Genomic DNA, 18,264 nt, shown 5'->3' with positions numbered 1-18,264 from the left:
GCTATTTTAATCCTGCATCTTCTATACCTATAATTTTTTTAACTTGACTGGTAAAGCAACCTTCGGCAAGACGTGTTTCAACGATATCACCTGGTTTTAGTTGTTGTGTAGATTGGATGAGTTGCCCTGATGGTTGCTGAATAACCAGCGCATAGCCGCGATGTAATGTTGCTAACGGACTAACCGCGTGCAATGTCTGGCTGGCATTTAATAATTGTTGGTTGAGCCCTTCCAGTTTGTGACGGATTACGGTAATCAGCCGCTTACTTAAATACTCCTGTTTTTGTTTATAGTTGTTGATGGTTATGGCAGGATTGTATTGCCAAAGACAAGCTATTTTTGCTTCAATATGGCTTTTGTGGTGGCGTAACTTTGTCTGCATCGCCTGATTAAGTCGTAATTCAAGCTCATCCAGTCGTTGCGCATTTTTTGCCAGTTTTTGACCGGGATGTTGCTGCTGTAAACGCTTGCTTAACCACGCCAAGGATTGCTGTTTTTGGTTTAACTTAAGTTGTAGTTGTTGTTGCAATCGCGCTTCTAATTGAACAAACCGGGATAACCATTCTTGTTGGTCAGGTGTCGCGTGTTCAGCTGCTGCCGAGGGTGTTGCGGCACGTAAATCAGCGACAAAATCGGCGATGGTGACATCGGTTTCGTGACCTACGGCTGAAATTATCGGAATTGTGCTGGCGAATATGGCACGGGCAACTATTTCTTCATTAAAAGCCCACAGATCTTCCAGTGACCCGCCGCCTCGTCCCAAAATAAGCACATCGCATTGTTTATGCTCGTTGGCTAGCGCTATGGCTTTGGCGATTTCATGTTTGGCATTATCACCTTGTACGGCAACGGGATAAATAATAACCGATACCGCTGAAAAACGTCGTCGTAATACCGTCAGTATATCTCTAATCGCAGCGCCAGATGGCGAAGTGATGACGCCGATGGTTTTAGGCAGGGTAGGGAGGCTTTGTTTATTTTCAGCAGCAAACAAACCTTCTTCCAACAGTTTTAGCTTTAATACGTCAAATGCCCGTCGTAAGGCACCATCTCCGGCTTCTTCAATATGTTCGACAATAAGCTGAAAGTCACCTCTGGGCTCGTACAGGCTTACTTGCGCTTTAACGACGACCTGTTTGCCATTTTCCGGTTTAAAGCCCAGTCTGCTTTGCCGGGTTTTAAACATCGCGCAGCGCACCTGGGCACCGGCATCTTTTAGAGAAAAATAAAGGTGACCAGATGATGGTTGTGCCAAGTTGGATATTTCACCCTCAACCAAAACACTCAGGAAATGTTCGTCAAGTAACCGGCTGGTTGCCCTGTTAAGCTGTGAAACAGTTAGTATATTGCGTTGCGTAGACGTTGATGAAGTATTCATTACTGGTTAGTAGGGATTGAGTGCAAGCTTATTATGCAGACTATTGTAAAATAGCCTGCTTGTATGTACAAAAAAAGAGGAGTTTTTATGGCGTGGTTGCTTTTATTTTCTGCGGGATTAGTAGAAATAATTTTTGCTTTAAGTCTTAAATATAATGCAGGTTTTACCAAGCTTTGGCCCAGCATAGCGACTGTAATGTCGGGAATTGGCAGTTTTGGTTTATTAATGTGGGCGATTAAAACGTTGCCACTAGGAACAGCCTATGCGGTTTGGACAGGTATGGGAGCAGTGGGTGTCGCCATACTCAGCATTATTTTATTTAAAGAATCAGCTGATTGGTATCGGTTGTTATCGATTACTTTAGTGATTGCCGGGATTGTCGGGCTTAAATTAACGGATAGTCAGTAAGATGCTGCATCTTATTTTTCAGTCACCCATTGACAGTGCTATTCTGGAGCGGATTGATTCAGGTGATGATGTACTGTTTCTTGAAAATGCCGTTTTGCGTATCCTGAAAAAAGGCAGCTTATGCGTAGCATTAACACAGTTATTGATACAAAACCGTCTTTATGTTTTAGTTGATGATATTGAGGTTAGAGGCATTGGTATGGCTGAGCTGATTGAGGGTATTGAAATTATTGATTATTCGGGGATGGTCGACTTGACCGTTAAAAATCCGGTGATTCAATCATGGTCTTGAGAAGTTGTTTGGAAACAACTGATCAGGGTTTTTTAGTCAACCTGGCCGACTGGAATGAAGAGGTTGCAAAGCAACTGGCTCAACTTAATAATATTTCGCTAAATGACGCGCACTGGGAAATTATTGCGTTTATTCGTGATTATTATTTGCAATTTAAGCATCTACCTAATGCCCGCGTATTTACTAAAGCGATTGCCCGAAAATTAGGTGAGGACAAAGGCAACAGTCGCTATTTACATAAATTGTTTCCTGACGGGCCGTTGAAATATGCCTGTAAGCTGGCTGGATTACCAAAACCACCGACTTGTTTATAAAAAGACATTCATCACGAAGAGACGAAGGACACGAAGAAAAAACTTGGGGTTTTCGTGGTAAAAAGTCTGGTTGAGTTAGTGGCAGGATAACTTTACAGTCTAAGCATTCAACCGCCGACTATTTGTAAATATATTCACCATATCCTTATGGACTATGCAGGAGGTAGAGCAATGCAGGGAAGCAGTTTCCGAGACACGAAGTTTTTCTTGGTGTCTTTTTTCGTGTTCTTCGTGTCTTCGTGGTGAATAAAAATTCAATTAATCGCTTACTTGCTTAAAGCGATGTATCAAGCGCCGGTCTTTTTTGTTGGGTTTATGATCTTGCCCGCTAAAATCAAACAGTTCGCGTTGTTCGCGTTGCAAAATCATTTGTTGTTGGCGTTTTGTAAAGCTTTCAGGGGCTTCTTCATAGAGTAAAACAGCCTCTTTTGAAGGTCGTCGTTGTTTGGAAAGTCCGATTATTTCCACTTCCCAGTTTAGCCCGTCTTTATTTATGGACAGCAACGCCCCAGGTTTGATTTCTTTGCCTGGTTTTGTGCGCTGCTTGTTAATATGAACTTTGCCACCAGAAATGGCATCAGCAGCCAGCTTGCGCGTTTTAAAAAAACGCGCAGTCCATAACCATTTATCCAGTCGGATGCTTTCGAGTTCAGTCTGCACTCAACTCTTTTTCTTTTTTTAAGCCCCTAGGTAAAGAAAATACCACTTTTTCTTCTATACCCTGAATTTCAATGGCCGATTTACCGCCCCATTGTTTTAACTGATTGATCACTTCCTGTACCAGTACTTCTGGCGCAGAAGCACCGGCAGTAACACCAACTACGTTAACGCCATCAAACCAGCTTTGTTGCATATCTTTTGCGGTATCAATCAGATAGGCTGTTTTACCCAATTGCTCGGCAATTTCCCGTAAACGATTTGAGTTAGAGCTGTTGGTTGAGCCAACAACCAGAATGGTATCCGCTGTCTTTGCCAGTTCGTAGACGGCATCCTGGCGGTTTTGGGTAGCGTAACAGATATCGTCTTTTTTCTGTTCCTGAATGGAGGTAAAGCGAGCTCTCAACGCATCTACCATAATTTTGGTATCCGTCATTGATAGCGTAGTTTGGGTCACATAAGCCAGATTGTCGGGGTTATTGACGACTAATTTGTTAACATCCTCAGGTGTTTCTACCAAATAGATGCCCCCATTGTCAGTGCACTTTTCATATTGACCCATGGTACCTTCAACTTCGGGATGCCCTGCGTGACCGATAAGAATAACTTCCCGATCTGATTTTGCATGTTTGGCAACCTGTATATGAACTTTAGTCACCAGCGGGCAGGTAGCATCAAAGACCGTTAATTTACGTTCTTTAGCTTCCTGTTGGACTTGTTTGGAAACACCATGAGCACTAAAAATCAGGTAGGAACCTACGGGTACATCCGTTAATTCTTCAATGAAAATAGCGCCTTTTTCTTTAAGACCATCAACAACTGTGCGGTTATGAACAACTTCATGCCGAACATAAATTGGCGCACCAAATGTTTCGAGTGCCTGATCAACAATTTCGATTGCGCGGTCTACACCGGCGCAGAATCCACGGGGGTTAGCGAGTACAATTTGCATATCTTGACTTCTTTACTAGGTTAAATTGAGGTTATTTTAACTCAACATCGTTGCTGATACGATAATTCCGTCCATATCCGCATATAAAAAATGATCTTTTTTGAAATTTACGCCTGCGAAAGAGACTAATAAATCGCGATCGCCATGATCTTTTTTATGGCTTGTTAAAGGATGTGTATGCAGGGCACGTATACCGATCGGTAGGTCGGCCAGCATTGCAGAATCCCGAATGCAGCCATAAACAATAATACCTTGCCAGCCATTATTAATGGCAATGGTTGCCAAATTATTGTCTATCAAAGCGCAGCGGTGTGATCCTCCACCATCAATAACCAATACCCGATTTTGCACTTTTTCTTCCAGAACGGTTCTGACTAAAATATTATCCTCAAAGGCTTTAAGCGTGGTGATTTGACCGGAAAAAGCCGGGTTAGCACCATAAGACATAAACAGAGGCTCGGCTATCTGGAAATAATCCTCTCCTGAATGGGTATCGCAAAGATTAGCTGTAGTAAAAGTCATGGTTAAAGGTTTCAAGGTTTAAGGTGAAAGGTTTGAGATTAAAAGCATTGGTACCTTTAATCTTACACCTGATTTTGATCAGTATAGCGTGACAACAGTCCATTAACACTACGTATTTCCGGTAACGGTATTTTTACTTCATAGCCGCCGCCTGAGGCTTCTTGCATACTATGGCCATGTATATCTTCCATGCGCTCAACGATAATGTCCTGGTTACCTTCAGGCAGAATGAGTTCCAATTTATCGCCCACCGAAAATTTATTTTTTACATCAATGATAGCCAGTCCGTTACTTGGATCATAGCTTCTTATTTCGCCGCAAAATTGCTGTTGATGGCTCTTGGAATAACCGGTGATATAATTTTGCTGTTCGTGGCTATGGTGGCGCTGGTAAAAGCCGTCAGTATAGCCACGATTTGCCAGGTTTTCCAGAACACCAATCAGTTCCGGTTGAAATGCACGGCCTGCCAGTGCATCGTCAATAGCAAGGCGGTAGGTTTGCGCGGTGCGGGCGACATAATAATGTGATTTGGTACGACCCTCAATTTTAAGGCTATTTATACCAATTTCAACCAGGCGTTGCACATGCTCTATCGCCCTTAAATCTTTGGAGTTCATGATGTAGGTGCCATTTTCATCTTCCATGATAGGTAACAGTTCGCCTTTGCGGCCTTCTTCTTCAAGAAAATACAGCTTGTCGGCTAATGGATGGCGTTCTGCGCCGCCACAACTGGCAGTGCTGATATCGGCCATTGACAGTACTTCGTTATCCGGGATCAGCTCGCCTTCGGCATTTTCATTAGCGGGCAGGGTATCGTATTTCCAGCGGCAAGAATTGGTACAAGTACCCTGATTAGGGTCGCGATGATTAAAGTAACCTGATAGTAAACAGCGTCCTGAATAAGCAATACATAGAGCGCCATGGACAAATACCTCCAATTCTATATCCGGGCATTTTTGACGGATTTCTGCTATTTCATCAAGAGATAGTTCGCGTGACAAAATTACCCGTTTAACGCCCATACTTTGCCAGAATTTTACCGTCGCATAATTAACGGTATTTGCCTGCACTGATAAATGGATAGGCATATCCGGCCAAGCCTCACGGGTCATCATAATCAAACCGGGATCAGCCATAATCAAGGCATCCGGTTTCATGGCGATAATAGGGGCAATATCGGTCATAAAGGTTTTAACTTTGGCGTTATGGGGAATCACATTGGTCGCCAGAAAAAACTTTTTGCCTTGCCGGTGCGCTTCGTCAATGCCTTTAGCCAGATTATCGGCAAGAAAATCGTTATTACGTACTCTAAGACTGTAGCGAGGTTGCCCGGCATAGACAGCATCCGCGCCAAAGGCAAAGGCATAGCGCATGTTTTTAATGGTTCCGGCAGGGGAGAGAAGTTCTATTCGTTTCATGATGATAGCTGTCAATGATCAGTGTAATATGGGCCATATATTACACCAGGTTAGGCAAAGCTAAAAAAAGGAATACAAAAAATGTGGGTATTATTGCTGATAATTGCTTTATTGTTTGTTTTAGGAGGGGCATTAATTTTACTCAGGTCGGCAAAAATGCCGAAAATTCCTGATACGGTCAAATCGCAGCCTTACGAAGAAGATAAATCAGATGACTGGTAAGTTGGATTTAATTAACTTATTCACCACGAAGACACGAAGAAAAAATGGTAAAAAACGTCGTGTTGATTTTACAGCCCCTAAAAAAAACCTGGTTAGTATCCAGGTTTTTTTGACTTGCTTATTATTGAAAAATTAATTACTGAGCAATTTTTTTCTGCGACCAAATCCTAGTAGACCTAAACCACTGGCAAATAACCAAACTGCTGTGGGCACGGGTACTGAAGAAACAGGAGATGAGGAAAATATGTAATTGCTTATTACATAACCAAGTTCAGTATCGTTAATATGCGCTAAATAAAGATCACCCGAACCTAACCATAAATTAAAGTCCAAACCAGAAACGGAATTGTGGAAACCAAGTCCATAATTATCCCAACCTCCGGTAGTAACAAGTGTGGCAGGGTCAAACACATTATTAGAGAAACCAAATAGACCTGTGGGAGCCAGTATAAGTGTATCTAAATCTGCTGTACCGTTGAAAGTAGTAATGACAGTAATGTCCGTGTCATCGGCAGTAAAGTTGAGATTATAGTGAATGCTATTAGCGTCGAATTGCTCGTTATAATTATACGGTGCCGCATTTGCAGAAATAGCTGGTGCTAACACTGCAACAGTGGCTATAACGCGAAGCAAATATTTATTCATAAATTGAGCTCCTAAAAGAAAAAAATAAAAAAAATGCTATGATTTTATTCAGTACACTCTATGAAAAAAAGTGTACTGAATAAAATTATAGTGTTGGATTTTACTTCCGCTGAAAATTGTGGAAACGGAGTCAATATTTTCAGTCTTAGATAGGCTGCATATGTTTTAATGAAGCGTAACGTAGTGAAAATGTAGGATTTATGAAACAGGGTTAAGTCATTGCGTAGTGATGTTTCAACCACTTGTTAGGTTGAAACGGACGAAGCAGGATAGGGCGGGGCAGCCTAAGGCAGTGGCGGATGTGTGATTTATGCTGATTTTCGAGCAGGATGCCCGGAAAAATCTATCGCAGAAATAGCGAATCCCAATCTCTGCCAGCTAAATCAATAAAGTTAGAAAAAATAATAATTATCTGTCATTAAACGCCCCATTAATTATTAGTAGTTTTTTAATGACTTTCTTAATCGAAGGCACGAAGAAAAAACTTCCTGTCTCGGCAAGAAGCTTTTGAATCTTGAGTAAAAGTGTGAAACGTAGCAAGGTTTTGAAATCTATTTAATTCTTCAAATATTTCGGTCAGGATTGCAAACCCAGATCGCACCGAGTAGCTTTATCTTAAGCGGCATAAGTTTTCATAACCCATACAGCTTGCGTTTACGCCAGAAAGTGGCCCGGCTCATAGTCATTAACTGCGCAGCGATGGTGACCATGCCTTTACTTTGTGTTAGCGCTTGACGAATGGCGGCAATTTCTTCTGTTGCAGATAATGGTACGGATGACAGGCTTTGATGATTAGCTCTGCGTGGTTCTCTAAATTCCGGCGGTAATTCAGAACAACGTAAAGTTGTGCCACGGCCTACCGCAAATGCATATTCCACAACATTATGCAGTTCTCTGATATTGCCGGGCCACGTATAGTCAAGCAAAATCCGCATGGCCTCTGGTTCAATTTTTTCTATTTTTCTAAAATTAGCGGCATTATGCTGATAGATAAAATGCCAGAGCAATAAACTGATATCTTCCCGGCGATCGCGTAATGGCGGGATAAAAATGGGGACAACTCTTAACCGGTACATCAAATCTTCACGAAAACGCCCTGCTTTTACTTCTTCCCTTAATGACCGATGCGTCGCTGCTACTATGCGTACATCAACCTCAATCGAACGATCCCCACCCACCGGAATATAGTTTCTTTCCTGTATCACTCTGAGCAGTTTAGCCTGTAGTTCAAGTGGCAGTTCGGCTACTTCATCCAGAAACAAGGTTCCGCCATGTGCACGTTGAAACAAGCCGCTATGATCTTTGATAGCTCCGGTAAAAGCGCCTCGCACATGACCAAACAATTCACTTTCCAGCAAGTTGCTTGATAAGGCTGCGCAATTTATTGCCAGAAAAGGCCTGTCATGACGAGCACTAAGATCATGGATTGCCTTGGCGACCAGTTCTTTACCGGCTCCACTTTCGCCTCTTACCAGCACAGTCGCTTCTGTTTCAGCGGCATTTGAAATAATCTGAAACACGTCTTTCATGGCCGGTGAGCGACTTAATATGCCTTGAAAATTTTGGCTTCCAAGCTCTGTATTGGTTACTTTGGCGCTCACTTTCGGTAAAGTATCCAAAGCCATGGACTTTGGCAGAATGGCAAGCAAGACTACTCCGCCAGCAAAAATGTTTTCCTTGTCATGTAAAACTTGCACCACTTTTTTTACTTTGACGTCGCTACCGTCCGTGCCGGATATTTTGATAATAGTTTCTTGATGGTTGTCGGTATCAGTGATTTTGTATTCGGGTAAACAAGATTTTCCGACAACATCCTCGTGCCGTAAGCCTGATAATTCGGCCATTCCCTGGCTCCAATAAAGCACTTGTTGATTGTTGTTAATAATATAAACAGTGGCCGACTCACAAAGGTCAAGTACTTTGATTAAAAGCGTTGAACTGTCAAATTGCGTCAGCCATAGTGGGTTGTTTTTGGCAAATAATGCGGATTGTTTCATAGCTGTATCAGTATGTCATATTGTTGTTTCATTGAAACGATACATGAAACATACAGGTTAAGTCCATCTGTTTTATTTTGAAAATAAAAACAATGAGTTATAAAATAAATGTTTGTTGGCATGGTTTTAGCTATGTACATTATATGTCAGTGCTATTGATATTATGAAAGGCAAACAAGGTAACCTTCGGGATATCAGCGAAATTGTCGTGCGTTATTTGACAACCTTACTTAAAATGAAGGGTAACAACTACGGTATTTATTCAGTCCCCCCTCTTTAGAAAAAGAGGGGATAGGGGAGATTTTATTAGATAAATGATAAATCCCCCCTCAATCCCCCTTTTTCAAAGGGGGAGGTGAATAACTACCAACTACGTAGATCATTGCATTAATCTGCTTTACCTTTGTCAGTCCCGGCTTTTGGTAATCCAGAGTGAAAGGCGTAATACTTAATTAATTCTTCCTACAAAAATCGGAGAGACATGATGATATTTAAACAATTATTTGATAAAGAAACCTGGACTTACACCTATTTAATTGCTGACGCTATCAGTAAAGAGGCTGTTTTTATTGATCCTGTCAACACTCACATTGATGACTATATCTCTTTGTTGGAAGTACATGGTTTACAACTGAAATATACTCTGGAAAGCCATGTTCATGCCGATCATATAACGGCAAGCGGCTTGCTGCGTCAACGCTTGGGCGCACAAACAGCGGTCAGCCAACTTTGCGGTGCAGAGACTGCCGATGTCCAAATTCAGGATGGCGATATTTTTAAATTAGGCGCTAATGAGCAAATTAAAGTAATTGCTACGCCAGGCCATACGCCCGGCAGTATTTCTTTTTTATGGCGTGACCGGATTTTTACCGGTGACTCTTTATTGATAGGGGGTTGTGGGCGTACCGATTTTCAGGGTGGTGATGCCGGTGCGCTTTATGATTGCATTACTCAACGGTTATTTACTTTACCTGATGAAACACTGGTTTATCCGGGTCATGATTATCAAGAGCACTGGGTTAGTAGCATCAAGCAGGAACGCACAACTAATCCACGTCTGGCCGGAAAAACGCGTGAAGAGTTTATTGCCGTAATGAATAATTTAAATTTGCCAAAACCACGCTTAATCGATCAAGCAGTACCTGCCAACCGTTATTGCGGTTTGGATGAAAATGAACGTCAGGATGCCATTATGGTAAGAGAGACTTCGCGCCCCATTCGCAATGAAATAAGCCCTCAAGATTTGGTAGCTCAAGCCAAGCAACAGATTACCGAAGTGAATGTAACTACGGCCAAACAACTGCTGGCAGAAGGAAATATTGTGGTTGTTGATACGCGTGAAGAGAGTGAATATGCGGCGGGTCATATTGATAACGCGCTGCTTTTACCACGTGGAGTGCTGGAATTTAAGGTGGGTAACAGCCCTGAGTTGGCTGACAAATCCAAAGCAGTGCTGATTTATTGCCGTACCGGTGGGCGTTCTGCATTGGCAGCGCAGACCATGCAACAATTGGGTTATAACAATGTCCTGTCAATGGCAGGTGGTTATGAGGCTTGGCAAAAAGCATAAATTGCTTAAAGGTGCAAGGGCGATAACTCTTACAATTAACGTCAAGTGCGTAAAATGAGATAGTGCGCCTTGCATCTTAAAACTATAAATAAATAATAACAGGAAGAGTTCATGTCACAACAACACCATACTATTTTGATTGTCGGCGGCGGCGCAGCAGGCGTTTCCGTTGCCAATAACATGCGTCGTCAAAATGCCGATATTGATATTGCCATTATCGAGCCATCTGAAAAACATTATTACCAGCCAGGTTTTACCATTATTGGCGGCGGCGCTTATACCTTAAAACAAACCACCCGCAATGAAGCAGATTTGATTCATCCAACCGTTATCTGGCTGAAAGATTACGCAGAAACTTTTCAGCCGGATAACAATACCGTGAGTTTACGTTCCGGTGCAACGATCAGTTATGATTACCTGGTCGTTTGTCCCGGTTTGCAACTGGACTGGGGCAAAATTGCGGGCTTAAAAGAAACACTGGGTAAAAATAACGTTTGTAGTAATTATTCACCCGATACGACTGAATACACGTGGGAATGCATTAAAAATAGTGAATCGGGAACTGCGCTATTCACACAGCCGCCGATGCCGATTAAATGTGCCGGCGCACCTCAAAAAATTATGTATCTGGCTGCGGATAGATTTCGTAAAAAAGGTATTTTGGATAAATTTACCATTGAATTTTGTAATGCCGGTCCTGCCATGTTTGGCATTCCTTTTTTTGCCAAAGCCTTAAATAAGGTCGTCGCGGGTTATGGGATTAAAACCAATTTTAATCATAATCTGGTAGCTATTGATGGCCCGGCCAAAACAGCCACATTTGAGATGACCGATGCAGAAGGCAACAAGCAGCAAGTCGTTAAAGCCTTTGATATGATCCATGTCACGCCGCCGCAAAGCGCCCCCGATTTTATTAAAAACAGCCCGTTAGCCAATGCGGCAGGCTGGGTGGATGTTCACGACAGAACGTTGCAGCATAACAAATACGCCAATATTTTTGGTTTGGGTGATGCGACATCAACGCCAAATGCCAAAACAGCGGCTGCCGTCAGAAAACAGGTGCCCATTTTGGTTGATAATATTTTGTATCTTATCAACGGTAAAGCCGTTGAGGAAAAATATGATGGTTATGGTTCTTGTCCATTAACCACCTCACTAAGTACCGTTATGTTGGCCGAATTTGCTTATGGCGGTAAGGTGACCCCGTCTTTTCCGTGGCTGGATCCGCGAAAAAGTTTGTTTATCTGGTGGATAGGCAAAAAAATAGGTTTTCCCTGGATGTACTGGTCTTTAATGCTTAAAGGGTATCGCATCGATATACCGCATTTGGAATCTTATGCCAAACGCTTTACTAAAGAAGAATAAGTAAAGCAGATTCAAGGTTAAAGGTACAAGGTGTGAACGAATCAGTTTGACCTTGACCTTTTATCTATGATTTTTTCTCTCGCTCCAGGGCGCAGTTAAGGAGAATAGATCTCTCTGAGTTCTTCACTACAGTCTGATACAAGGGTAAAAAACCACAATGACTGATTTACAGAGCAACCTGTCACGATTAACGGCATTGTTTCCTATAGTAGGCTGGCTAAAAACCTATACCCGTCAGGATTTTAACGGCGATCTGTTCGCCGGTATTATTACGGCTATCTTGCTGGTTCCTCAAGGTATTGCTTATGCGATATTGGCTGGCTTGCCACCACAGCTTGGGCTTTATGCCAGTATTTTGCCGCCTGTACTGTATGCTTTGTTTGGTACCAGTCGAACCTTATCGGTAGGGCCGGTTTCAATTGCCGCTATTATGATTGCCAGTACCCTAAATACGCCTGAGATTAGTGCGCTGGGCAATCCCGTGCAAAGCGCGTTAATTTTGTCAGCCGAAAGCGGCTTGATCATGTTGTTGATGGCTCTGTTACGGATGGGGGGACTGGTTAATTTTATTAGTCACCCTGTGCTTACCGGCTTTACCAGCGGTGCCTCCCTCTTGATTATAGGCAGTCAATTACCCCAATTATTGGGTTTAAAAAGTCCTGTTTGTGGTTTTGATGGTATTTGTTACCGGGATTATTTGTCGGGCTATAATTCGACGACTTTGTTACTGGGGATGACCGCAGTCATGTTGTTGATAGTTTTTGGAAAACCACTCACTATGCTACTTAAAAAAGCAGGGTTCAGTTTGCCTCTGGTAACGGCTGTTAGTAAATGTGGCCCTTTGTTAACAGTGCTTTTGGCGACGGTTGTCGTTAGTTATTTTGGTTTAACGATGCACAATAAAGTGGCTGTTGTAGGTTTGGTTCCTGCCGGCTTTCCTGCTTTAAGCCTGGATTTTATTGATCTTGAAAAATGGCGTTTGTTATTTCCCGGTGCTGCCTTTATTGCCTTAATTGCTTATGTAGAAAGTGTCGCAATTGCTAAAGTCACTGCCAACCTGAGAGGTGAGAAAATCAGTCCTAATCAGGAGTTGATTGCCTTGGGTGTCGCTAATCTGGCTACGGCTATTTCTGGCGGTATGCCGGTTGCAGGTGGCTTTAGTCGAACCATGGTCAATTTTTCAGCCGGTGCCAGAACCCAAATGGCGATGCTGATTGCTGCCGGAATATTGGCGTTGGCAGTAATCTTTTTTAGCCCATGGTTTGAAAATATTCCCAAGGCAGCATTGGCTGCCATTATTCTGGTTGCCATTATACCTTTAGTGCGTTTAGGCAGTATTGTTCACACCTGGCGCTACGATCGTGGTGATGGTTTGGCCGAAATTGTAACTCTGTTAGGTGTTTTGGTGCTGGGTATTGAAGAAGGCATTAGTTTAGGTATTATTCTTACCGTTATCAGTTACTTACGCAAGACCAGTCAGCCGCATATAGCAGTCGTTGGACGTATTCCTGAAACAGGGCATTATCGTAATATTAAACGCCATAATGTAGAAACCTGGCAGCACTTGTTATTGCTGCGTATCGATGAAAATATCACCTTTGCCAATGTCAATTACATTGAAAACTTTATTACCACAGAATTGAAGCGGCAAGCCGATATTAAGCATATTATTCTAATTTTTACCTCAGTCAGTGATATAGATGCTACGGCTTTAGAGGCATTGGAAAATGTAAACCATGCCTTACAAATATCAGGAATAACACTGCATTTATCAGAAGCGAAGGGCCCCGTACTTGATAAACTTGAGAAAACCGATTTTTTTAACCAATTAAAGCCCGGGAAAGTATTTTTCCATACCGAAGATGCAATTAAAGAACTGGCATAAAAAATAATAAGTAAACCCCCAGCTTTGCTGGGGGACTCATAAAGTTTGACAATTACGGGAATCATCGAGAGTCTGCCTATCTGTGAACCGCTTAAAGTTTAAAAGATAAGGAAACAAAAGATGAATTCACCAGAGAGTTTAAGTCATACAAAATGGGAATATAAATACCATATAATCTGGATTCCAAAGTATAGAAAAAAGCCTTTATAAGGAGTTGAGGCAATATCTGGGATCAATACTTAAAGATTTAGCCTTGCAAAAGTAATGCAAGATTGAGGAAGAATATTTGATGTCAGATCATGTTTACATTCTAATCTCAATTCCACCCAAATATTCAGTGTCACAGGTTGTTGGTTTTATTTAGGGTAAAAGCGCTATATCCATTGTACGAACTTTTATGGGGCGAAGAAAGTATTTCACCGGACAAGGGTTTCTGGGTAAGAGGATATTATGTTTCAACAGTGGGCAGGGATCAAGTCACTGTACGAAACTACATCAGGCATCAAGAGGAAGAAGATAAACGAATAGAACAAATCGATTTATTTTAAGGCATCGTCACCTTTAGGTGGCGCAATTATTGATCCGCTTTGAGCTGTTCACATTTTCAAGCCTCCGGCTTTGCCAGAGGTTTTTGACTTCAACAGTTAAAATTTTCTGCCCCAGTCTTTACAAATAAGGCGATATCCAAGAATGAATATATTCCAGCGGTACAGAATTTTCGTTTACTTTCAATGACAGCAAGGATAAATACTGCTGGAGCAAATATCTATCCTTGTTGATGCCATTATGACGTCGCTGGCCGATGTCCTTATCAATCAGGCGATTTTTCAAGCTATATCGGCCAGGTTTCCTCTGGTTTCCAGCCATATTTTTCGGTCTTGTGAACGTTTCTTGGCCAGTAATAAATCCAGTTGTCCGCTGGTATCGTCGTCTTCAGTAATGGTTAATTGCACCAGTCTTCGGGTATCGGGATTCATGGTGGTTTCCCGAAGCTGACTGGGGTTCATTTCTCCCAAGCCTTTGAAGCGCTGCACGTTGATTTGCCCTTTGAGTTTTTCGGCTTTAATTCTATCCAAAACACCTTGGCGTTCTGCTTCATCCAAGGCATAAAAGACGCGTTTACCCACATCAATTCGGTATAAGGGGGGCATCGCTACAAATACATGACCCTCTTTAACCAACGCATTAAAGTGTTGATAAAACAAGGCACAGATTAACGTCGCAATGTGATTACCGTCAGAATCAGCATCCGCCAAAATACAGACTTTACCGTAGCGCAGGTTCTGCAAATCACTGGAGCCTGGCTCTATGCCTAAAGCAACAGCAATATCATGTACTTCCTGTGAAGCCATTACCTGACTGGATTCCACTTCCCAGGTATTAAGAATCTTGCCCCGCAACGGCATAATGGCCTGAAAGTCACGTTCACGGGCTTGTTTGGCTGAACCACCCGCAGAGTCACCTTCCACCAGAAATAATTCCGTTCTGGTTATGTCCTGAGCGGAGCAATCTGCCAGCTTTCCTGGTAGGGCAGGGCCTGAGGTGATTCTTTTACGGATAATTTTTTTATTGGATCGCAATCTTTTTTGGGCGCTAAAAATAATAATTTCAGCTATTTTTTCGCCTTCCGCCGGGTTTTGATTTAACCAAAGACTAAAGTTGTCTTTAGCAACACCCGAAACAAACGCCACACATTCGCGTGAACTGAGCCGCTCTTTGGTTTGGCCGGAAAACTGGGGATCTTCCAATTTAACGGACAAGACAAAATGGCAGTTTTCCCATACATCTTCCGGTGCGACTTTAACGCCACGTGGCAATATATTACGTATATTACAAAATTCACGCATGGCTTCGGTCAAACCTGCACGCAAACCGTTAACATGGGTCCCACCTTGCGCGGTCGGCACCAGATTAACGTAACTTTCGTTAAGTATTTCAGCCGGATTTTCAAGCGCCCAGACGATACCCCATTCGACAGCCTCATGATTTGCAGCCATATTACCCATAAACGGCTGTTCCGGGCAAAAGTCAATGTCGCCTATCCGATCCAGTAAGTACTCTTTAAGACCATTCTGGTAACACCAAACGTAATCTTCGTCGCTTTGCTCAACCTTTAAGGTTATTTTTAAGCCGGGACACAAAACGGCTTTGGCGCGTAAAACGTGCTTTAATTTGGTAACGGATATTTTATTGGAATCAAAGTATTTTTCATTCGGCCAGAATTTAACTGTTGTTCCCGTGTTATTGCGACCTACTGTGCCGATTTCCGCTAATTCAGTTTGCTTTTCACCATCGGCATAGCTCATGCCATAAACTTTACCATTACGCTTGACTTCAATATCAAGTTTCGCTGATAACGCATTAACAACCGATACGCCGACACCGTGCAAGCCACCAGAAAACTGGTAGTTTTTATTGGAAAATTTGCCACCGGCATGTAACTGGGTAAGAATCACTTCAACCCCCGGGATGCCTTGCTCGGGATGAATATCAACCGGCATCCCACGACCATCATCACTGACCAGTACTGAACCGTCTTTATACAAAACCACATCAATAGCTTTGGCGTAACCGGCCATCGCTTCATCAACACTGTTATCAACGACTTCCTGTACCAAGTGGTTGGGCCTGGTGGTATCCGTGTACATGCCGGGACGTTTTCGAACCGGATCCAATCCGCTTAAAACTTCTATCGCGGCCGCATTATATTCGTTACTCATTATTCCTAAGTACTCTTAATCCAATTTATCTACAAAGTTTGTTACTAAAAGCGTCTGTTATTGTATCGATGCCATCAACATAAACCATAAAGCCTGACTATTTAAATACGAAGACACAAAGAAAAACCTTCGTGCTATTCGTGTCTTCGTGGTGATTGCCTTTATTTCTTTTTTAAAACCAACTTTGCCTCATTCCAGAAAGCATCCAATTCCATCAGCTCACAATCGAGCAAACTTCGCCCGGATGCTTCAACCTGTTGCTCAATATAGTTAAAGCGTCTGGAGAATTTTTTGGTACTTTCTTTAAGGGCAATTTCAGGATTGACATTTAAATGCCGTGCCAGGTTTACGGCAACCAGTAATAAATCACCAATCTCTTCCTGTATATGTGCCTGATCACCGGACTCCCAAGCTTCTTTGACTTCTTCCAGTTCTTCCAATACTTTGGCAAAAACAGGTGGAACATCGGGCCAGTCAAAACCGTGCTGTGCAGCACGATCCTGAATTTTTTCACACTCAATCAACGCAGGAAGGTTGCCAGCGACACCCGATAAAACGCTATCCGGTGTTGCTGTTTTATTTTTCTCTTGTCGCTCGATGGCTTTGGCTTGTTCCCAAGCTTGGTGTCGCTCGGCATCCGTGTTAAAAACCGCATCAGAAAAAACATGGGGATGTCTGCGGATCAATTTTTCACAGATACCAGCCGATACCTCTTCAAAAGAAAACAAGCCACGCTCATTGGCAATCTGGGAATGAAAAACAACCTGTAGCAAAAGGTCGCCTAATTCCGAGCGTAAATCATCCAAATCATTACGTTCAATGGCATCAACGACCTCGTAGGCTTCTTCAATAACGTAAGGAATAAGGCTGGTGAAGTCCTGTTTAATATCCCAGGCACAGCCATCTTCCGGACGACGCAGGCGAGCCATAAGGTCTATTAGTTGTTGGGTATTTTTTAACATTAAAAGCTCGGATTATTAAAACGAACAACCAAAATTTTCATGATAGCGCTGCTTGAACTCTATCATGTCTAGCGTATGGTTTTGGGTACCGTGATGTTCTATTTTAATGGCCCCCATCAATGACGCGATTCTGCCGGTAGTGTCCCAGTCCAGTTCATTCATCAAGCCATAAAGCAAGCCTGCACGATAAGCATCGCCGCAGCCGGTAGGATCAAGCAGTGCTAAGGGTTTTGCCGCGGGAATAGTGATGCACTGGCCTTTGGTATAAATTTTTGAACCTTTACTGCCCAGAGTAACAATCAACGCTTCCAGTCGTTCTGCCATTTGCTCCAAGGATAATCCGGTGCGTTCCTGCATTAACTCGGATTCATAATCATTTAAAGTCACCCAGGTTGCCTGATCAATAAATTTAAGCAATTCTGCGCCATTAAACAGGGGCATGCCTTGACCGGGATCAAATATAAAGGGGATATCCAACTCAACAAACTGGTCGGCATGTAGCAGCATACCTTCTTTGCCGTCCGGTGATACGATACCTATCTCGATAGCTCTGTCGACAGGAACCGAGTTGATATGAGAAAAGCTCATTGCTCCAGGATGGAATGCGGTAATCTGATTGCCATCTTCGTCAGTAGTGATATAAGCTTGGCCGGTATAGTTATTATCCATAATATGAATAAACTCACTGGATAAACCGTTCTGGCTCATCCATTGGCTGTAGGGTTCAAAATCATGTCCCACGGTAGCCATTGCCAAGGCTTCTTCACCCAACAAATTTAAATTGTAGGCAATATTGCCCGCACAGCCGCCATATTCACGGCGCATGACGGGCACTAAAAATGATACGTTCAGAATATGAACTTTTTCCGGCAAGATATGGTTTTTAAATTTATCATGAAATACCATGATGGTGTCATAAGCCATAGATCCGCATATTAATGCACTCATTGGTATTCC

17 protein-coding genes and 1 pseudogene are annotated in these 18,264 nt (G+C 42.6%); 8 read left to right on the top strand and 10 right to left on the bottom strand.

The annotated features are described in order from the left end of the window. Window position 1: 1 nt before the first annotated feature. Window positions 2-1,378, bottom strand: coding sequence for an exodeoxyribonuclease VII large subunit (gene xseA, locus N7974_RS11170; RefSeq protein WP_262965694.1), 1,377 nt, complete (start codon window positions 1,376-1,378; stop codon window positions 2-4). Between the two features lie 87 nt (window positions 1,379-1,465). Here xseA and N7974_RS11165 point away from each other — a divergent pair, with 87 nt between their 5' ends. From N7974_RS11165 to N7974_RS11155, 3 genes are read left to right on the top strand one after another with little or no spacing between them, the layout of a single operon-like run. After that, window positions 1,466-1,786: a DMT family transporter gene (locus N7974_RS11165; protein WP_262965693.1), complete on the top strand. Its 321-nt coding sequence runs from the start codon at window positions 1,466-1,468 to the stop codon at window positions 1,784-1,786. Between the two features lies 1 nt (window position 1,787). Continuing rightward, window positions 1,788-2,078 (top strand): sulfurtransferase complex subunit TusB, encoded by a 291-nt coding sequence (gene tusB, locus N7974_RS11160; protein WP_262965692.1) that lies wholly within the window; start codon window positions 1,788-1,790, stop codon window positions 2,076-2,078. An 8-nt stretch (window positions 2,079-2,086) separates the two neighbouring features. Further along, a complete protein-coding gene (locus tag N7974_RS11155; protein ID WP_394813110.1) occupies window positions 2,087-2,392 on the top strand; it encodes a TusE/DsrC/DsvC family sulfur relay protein in 306 nt (101 codons plus the stop codon). 258 nt (window positions 2,393-2,650) lie between these two features. Here the strand turns inward: N7974_RS11155 and N7974_RS11150 are convergent, their stop codons facing one another. The 4 genes from N7974_RS11150 to trhP all read right to left on the bottom strand — a co-directional run bounded on the left by N7974_RS11150 (window position 2,651) and on the right by trhP (window position 5,941). Beyond that, on the bottom strand, window positions 2,651-3,052 hold the full coding sequence (locus N7974_RS11150; RefSeq protein WP_262965690.1) for an RNA-binding S4 domain-containing protein: 402 nt from the start codon (window positions 3,050-3,052) through the stop codon (window positions 2,651-2,653). Further along, on the bottom strand, window positions 3,042-4,001 hold the full coding sequence (gene ispH / locus N7974_RS11145; protein ID WP_243218115.1) for a 4-hydroxy-3-methylbut-2-enyl diphosphate reductase: 960 nt from the start codon (window positions 3,999-4,001) through the stop codon (window positions 3,042-3,044). The genes N7974_RS11150 and ispH overlap by 11 nt, the downstream gene beginning before the upstream one ends. 36 nt (window positions 4,002-4,037) lie before the next feature. Next, a complete protein-coding gene (gene rraA / locus N7974_RS11140; protein WP_262965689.1) occupies window positions 4,038-4,523 on the bottom strand; it encodes a ribonuclease E activity regulator RraA in 486 nt (161 codons plus the stop codon). A gap of 62 nt (window positions 4,524-4,585) precedes the next feature. Then, the gene (trhP, locus tag N7974_RS11135) at window positions 4,586-5,941 is read right to left on the bottom strand and encodes a prephenate-dependent tRNA uridine(34) hydroxylase TrhP (protein WP_262965688.1); all 1,356 of its coding nucleotides are present in this window, start codon (window positions 5,939-5,941) and stop codon (window positions 4,586-4,588) included. An 81-nt stretch (window positions 5,942-6,022) separates the two neighbouring features. On the opposite strand from trhP, the gene N7974_RS11130 reads away from it, so the two are divergent. Then, complete coding sequence (locus N7974_RS11130) at window positions 6,023-6,163, top strand: hypothetical protein (RefSeq protein WP_262965687.1); 141 nt, start codon at window positions 6,023-6,025, stop codon at window positions 6,161-6,163. Window positions 6,164-6,295: 132 nt separating this feature from the next. Here N7974_RS11130 and N7974_RS11125 read toward each other — a convergent pair whose 3' ends face one another. Both N7974_RS11125 and N7974_RS11120 read right to left on the bottom strand, forming a co-directional pair. Next, complete coding sequence (locus tag N7974_RS11125) at window positions 6,296-6,808, bottom strand: PEP-CTERM sorting domain-containing protein (protein ID WP_262965686.1); 513 nt, start codon at window positions 6,806-6,808, stop codon at window positions 6,296-6,298. A 632-nt stretch (window positions 6,809-7,440) separates the two neighbouring features. After that, entirely contained in the window at window positions 7,441-8,805 is a 1,365-nt protein-coding gene (locus tag N7974_RS11120; protein ID WP_262965685.1) for a sigma-54 interaction domain-containing protein, read from the bottom strand. A 481-nt stretch (window positions 8,806-9,286) separates the two neighbouring features. Between N7974_RS11120 and N7974_RS11115 the strand changes: the two genes are divergently transcribed. The 4 genes and pseudogenes from N7974_RS11115 (at window position 9,287) to tnpA (ending at window position 14,173) form a co-directional block, all read left to right on the top strand. Continuing rightward, the gene (locus tag N7974_RS11115) at window positions 9,287-10,375 is read left to right on the top strand and encodes an MBL fold metallo-hydrolase (protein ID WP_262965684.1); all 1,089 of its coding nucleotides are present in this window, start codon (window positions 9,287-9,289) and stop codon (window positions 10,373-10,375) included. A gap of 111 nt (window positions 10,376-10,486) precedes the next feature. Further along, window positions 10,487-11,740 (top strand): NAD(P)/FAD-dependent oxidoreductase, encoded by a 1,254-nt coding sequence (locus N7974_RS11110; protein ID WP_262965683.1) that lies wholly within the window; start codon window positions 10,487-10,489, stop codon window positions 11,738-11,740. A gap of 157 nt (window positions 11,741-11,897) precedes the next feature. After that, window positions 11,898-13,625, top strand: a complete 1,728-nt coding sequence (locus tag N7974_RS11105; protein WP_262965682.1) for a SulP family inorganic anion transporter — start codon at window positions 11,898-11,900, stop codon at window positions 13,623-13,625. 120 nt (window positions 13,626-13,745) lie between these two features. Next, window positions 13,746-14,173: pseudogene (gene tnpA, locus N7974_RS11100) on the top strand (IS200/IS605 family transposase). A gap of 279 nt (window positions 14,174-14,452) precedes the next feature. Here tnpA and parE read toward each other — a convergent pair. The 3 genes from parE to N7974_RS11085 all read right to left on the bottom strand — a co-directional run bounded on the left by parE (window position 14,453) and on the right by N7974_RS11085 (window position 18,255). Continuing rightward, complete coding sequence (parE, locus tag N7974_RS11095; protein ID WP_243218108.1) at window positions 14,453-16,345, bottom strand: DNA topoisomerase IV subunit B; 1,893 nt, start codon at window positions 16,343-16,345, stop codon at window positions 14,453-14,455. Between the two features lie 161 nt (window positions 16,346-16,506). After that, window positions 16,507-17,307: a nucleoside triphosphate pyrophosphohydrolase gene (gene mazG, locus N7974_RS11090; protein ID WP_262965681.1), complete on the bottom strand. Its 801-nt coding sequence runs from the start codon at window positions 17,305-17,307 to the stop codon at window positions 16,507-16,509. 15 nt (window positions 17,308-17,322) lie between these two features. Continuing rightward, on the bottom strand, window positions 17,323-18,255 hold the full coding sequence (locus N7974_RS11085; protein WP_262965680.1) for a carbohydrate kinase family protein: 933 nt from the start codon (window positions 18,253-18,255) through the stop codon (window positions 17,323-17,325). Window positions 18,256-18,264 lie beyond the last annotated feature (9 nt).

It is taken from the genome of Methylobacter psychrophilus, from assembly GCF_025583945.1.
Taxonomy (GTDB): domain Bacteria; phylum Pseudomonadota; class Gammaproteobacteria; order Methylococcales; family Methylomonadaceae; genus Methylobacter_C; species Methylobacter_C psychrophilus.
Note: the sequence above shows the minus strand (reverse complement) of the source record. Positions and strands in the feature narration are given on the sequence as shown.

Excerpts from the sequence above, each read along its gene's own strand:
- xseA (WP_262965694.1), bottom strand. The coding sequence starts at position 1,378 with ATGAATACTTCATCAACGTCTACGCAACGCAATATACTAACTGTTTCA.
- N7974_RS11165 (WP_262965693.1), top strand. The coding sequence starts at position 1,466 with ATGGCGTGGTTGCTTTTATTTTCTGCGGGATTAGTAGAAATAATTTTT.
- tusB (WP_262965692.1), top strand. The coding sequence starts at position 1,788 with ATGCTGCATCTTATTTTTCAGTCACCCATTGACAGTGCTATTCTGGAG.
- ispH (WP_243218115.1), bottom strand. The coding sequence starts at position 4,001 with ATGCAAATTGTACTCGCTAACCCCCGTGGATTCTGCGCCGGTGTAGAC.
- rraA (WP_262965689.1), bottom strand. The coding sequence starts at position 4,523 with ATGACTTTTACTACAGCTAATCTTTGCGATACCCATTCAGGAGAGGAT.
- trhP (WP_262965688.1), bottom strand. The coding sequence starts at position 5,941 with ATGAAACGAATAGAACTTCTCTCCCCTGCCGGAACCATTAAAAACATG.
- N7974_RS11130 (WP_262965687.1), top strand. The coding sequence starts at position 6,023 with ATGTGGGTATTATTGCTGATAATTGCTTTATTGTTTGTTTTAGGAGGG.
- N7974_RS11125 (WP_262965686.1), bottom strand. The coding sequence starts at position 6,808 with ATGAATAAATATTTGCTTCGCGTTATAGCCACTGTTGCAGTGTTAGCA.
- N7974_RS11120 (WP_262965685.1), bottom strand. The coding sequence starts at position 8,805 with ATGAAACAATCCGCATTATTTGCCAAAAACAACCCACTATGGCTGACG.
- N7974_RS11115 (WP_262965684.1), top strand. The coding sequence starts at position 9,287 with ATGATGATATTTAAACAATTATTTGATAAAGAAACCTGGACTTACACC.
- N7974_RS11110 (WP_262965683.1), top strand. The coding sequence starts at position 10,487 with ATGTCACAACAACACCATACTATTTTGATTGTCGGCGGCGGCGCAGCA.
- N7974_RS11105 (WP_262965682.1), top strand. The coding sequence starts at position 11,898 with ATGACTGATTTACAGAGCAACCTGTCACGATTAACGGCATTGTTTCCT.
- parE (WP_243218108.1), bottom strand. The coding sequence starts at position 16,345 with ATGAGTAACGAATATAATGCGGCCGCGATAGAAGTTTTAAGCGGATTG.
- mazG (WP_262965681.1), bottom strand. The coding sequence starts at position 17,307 with ATGTTAAAAAATACCCAACAACTAATAGACCTTATGGCTCGCCTGCGT.
- N7974_RS11085 (WP_262965680.1), bottom strand. The coding sequence starts at position 18,255 with ATGAGTGCATTAATATGCGGATCTATGGCTTATGACACCATCATGGTA.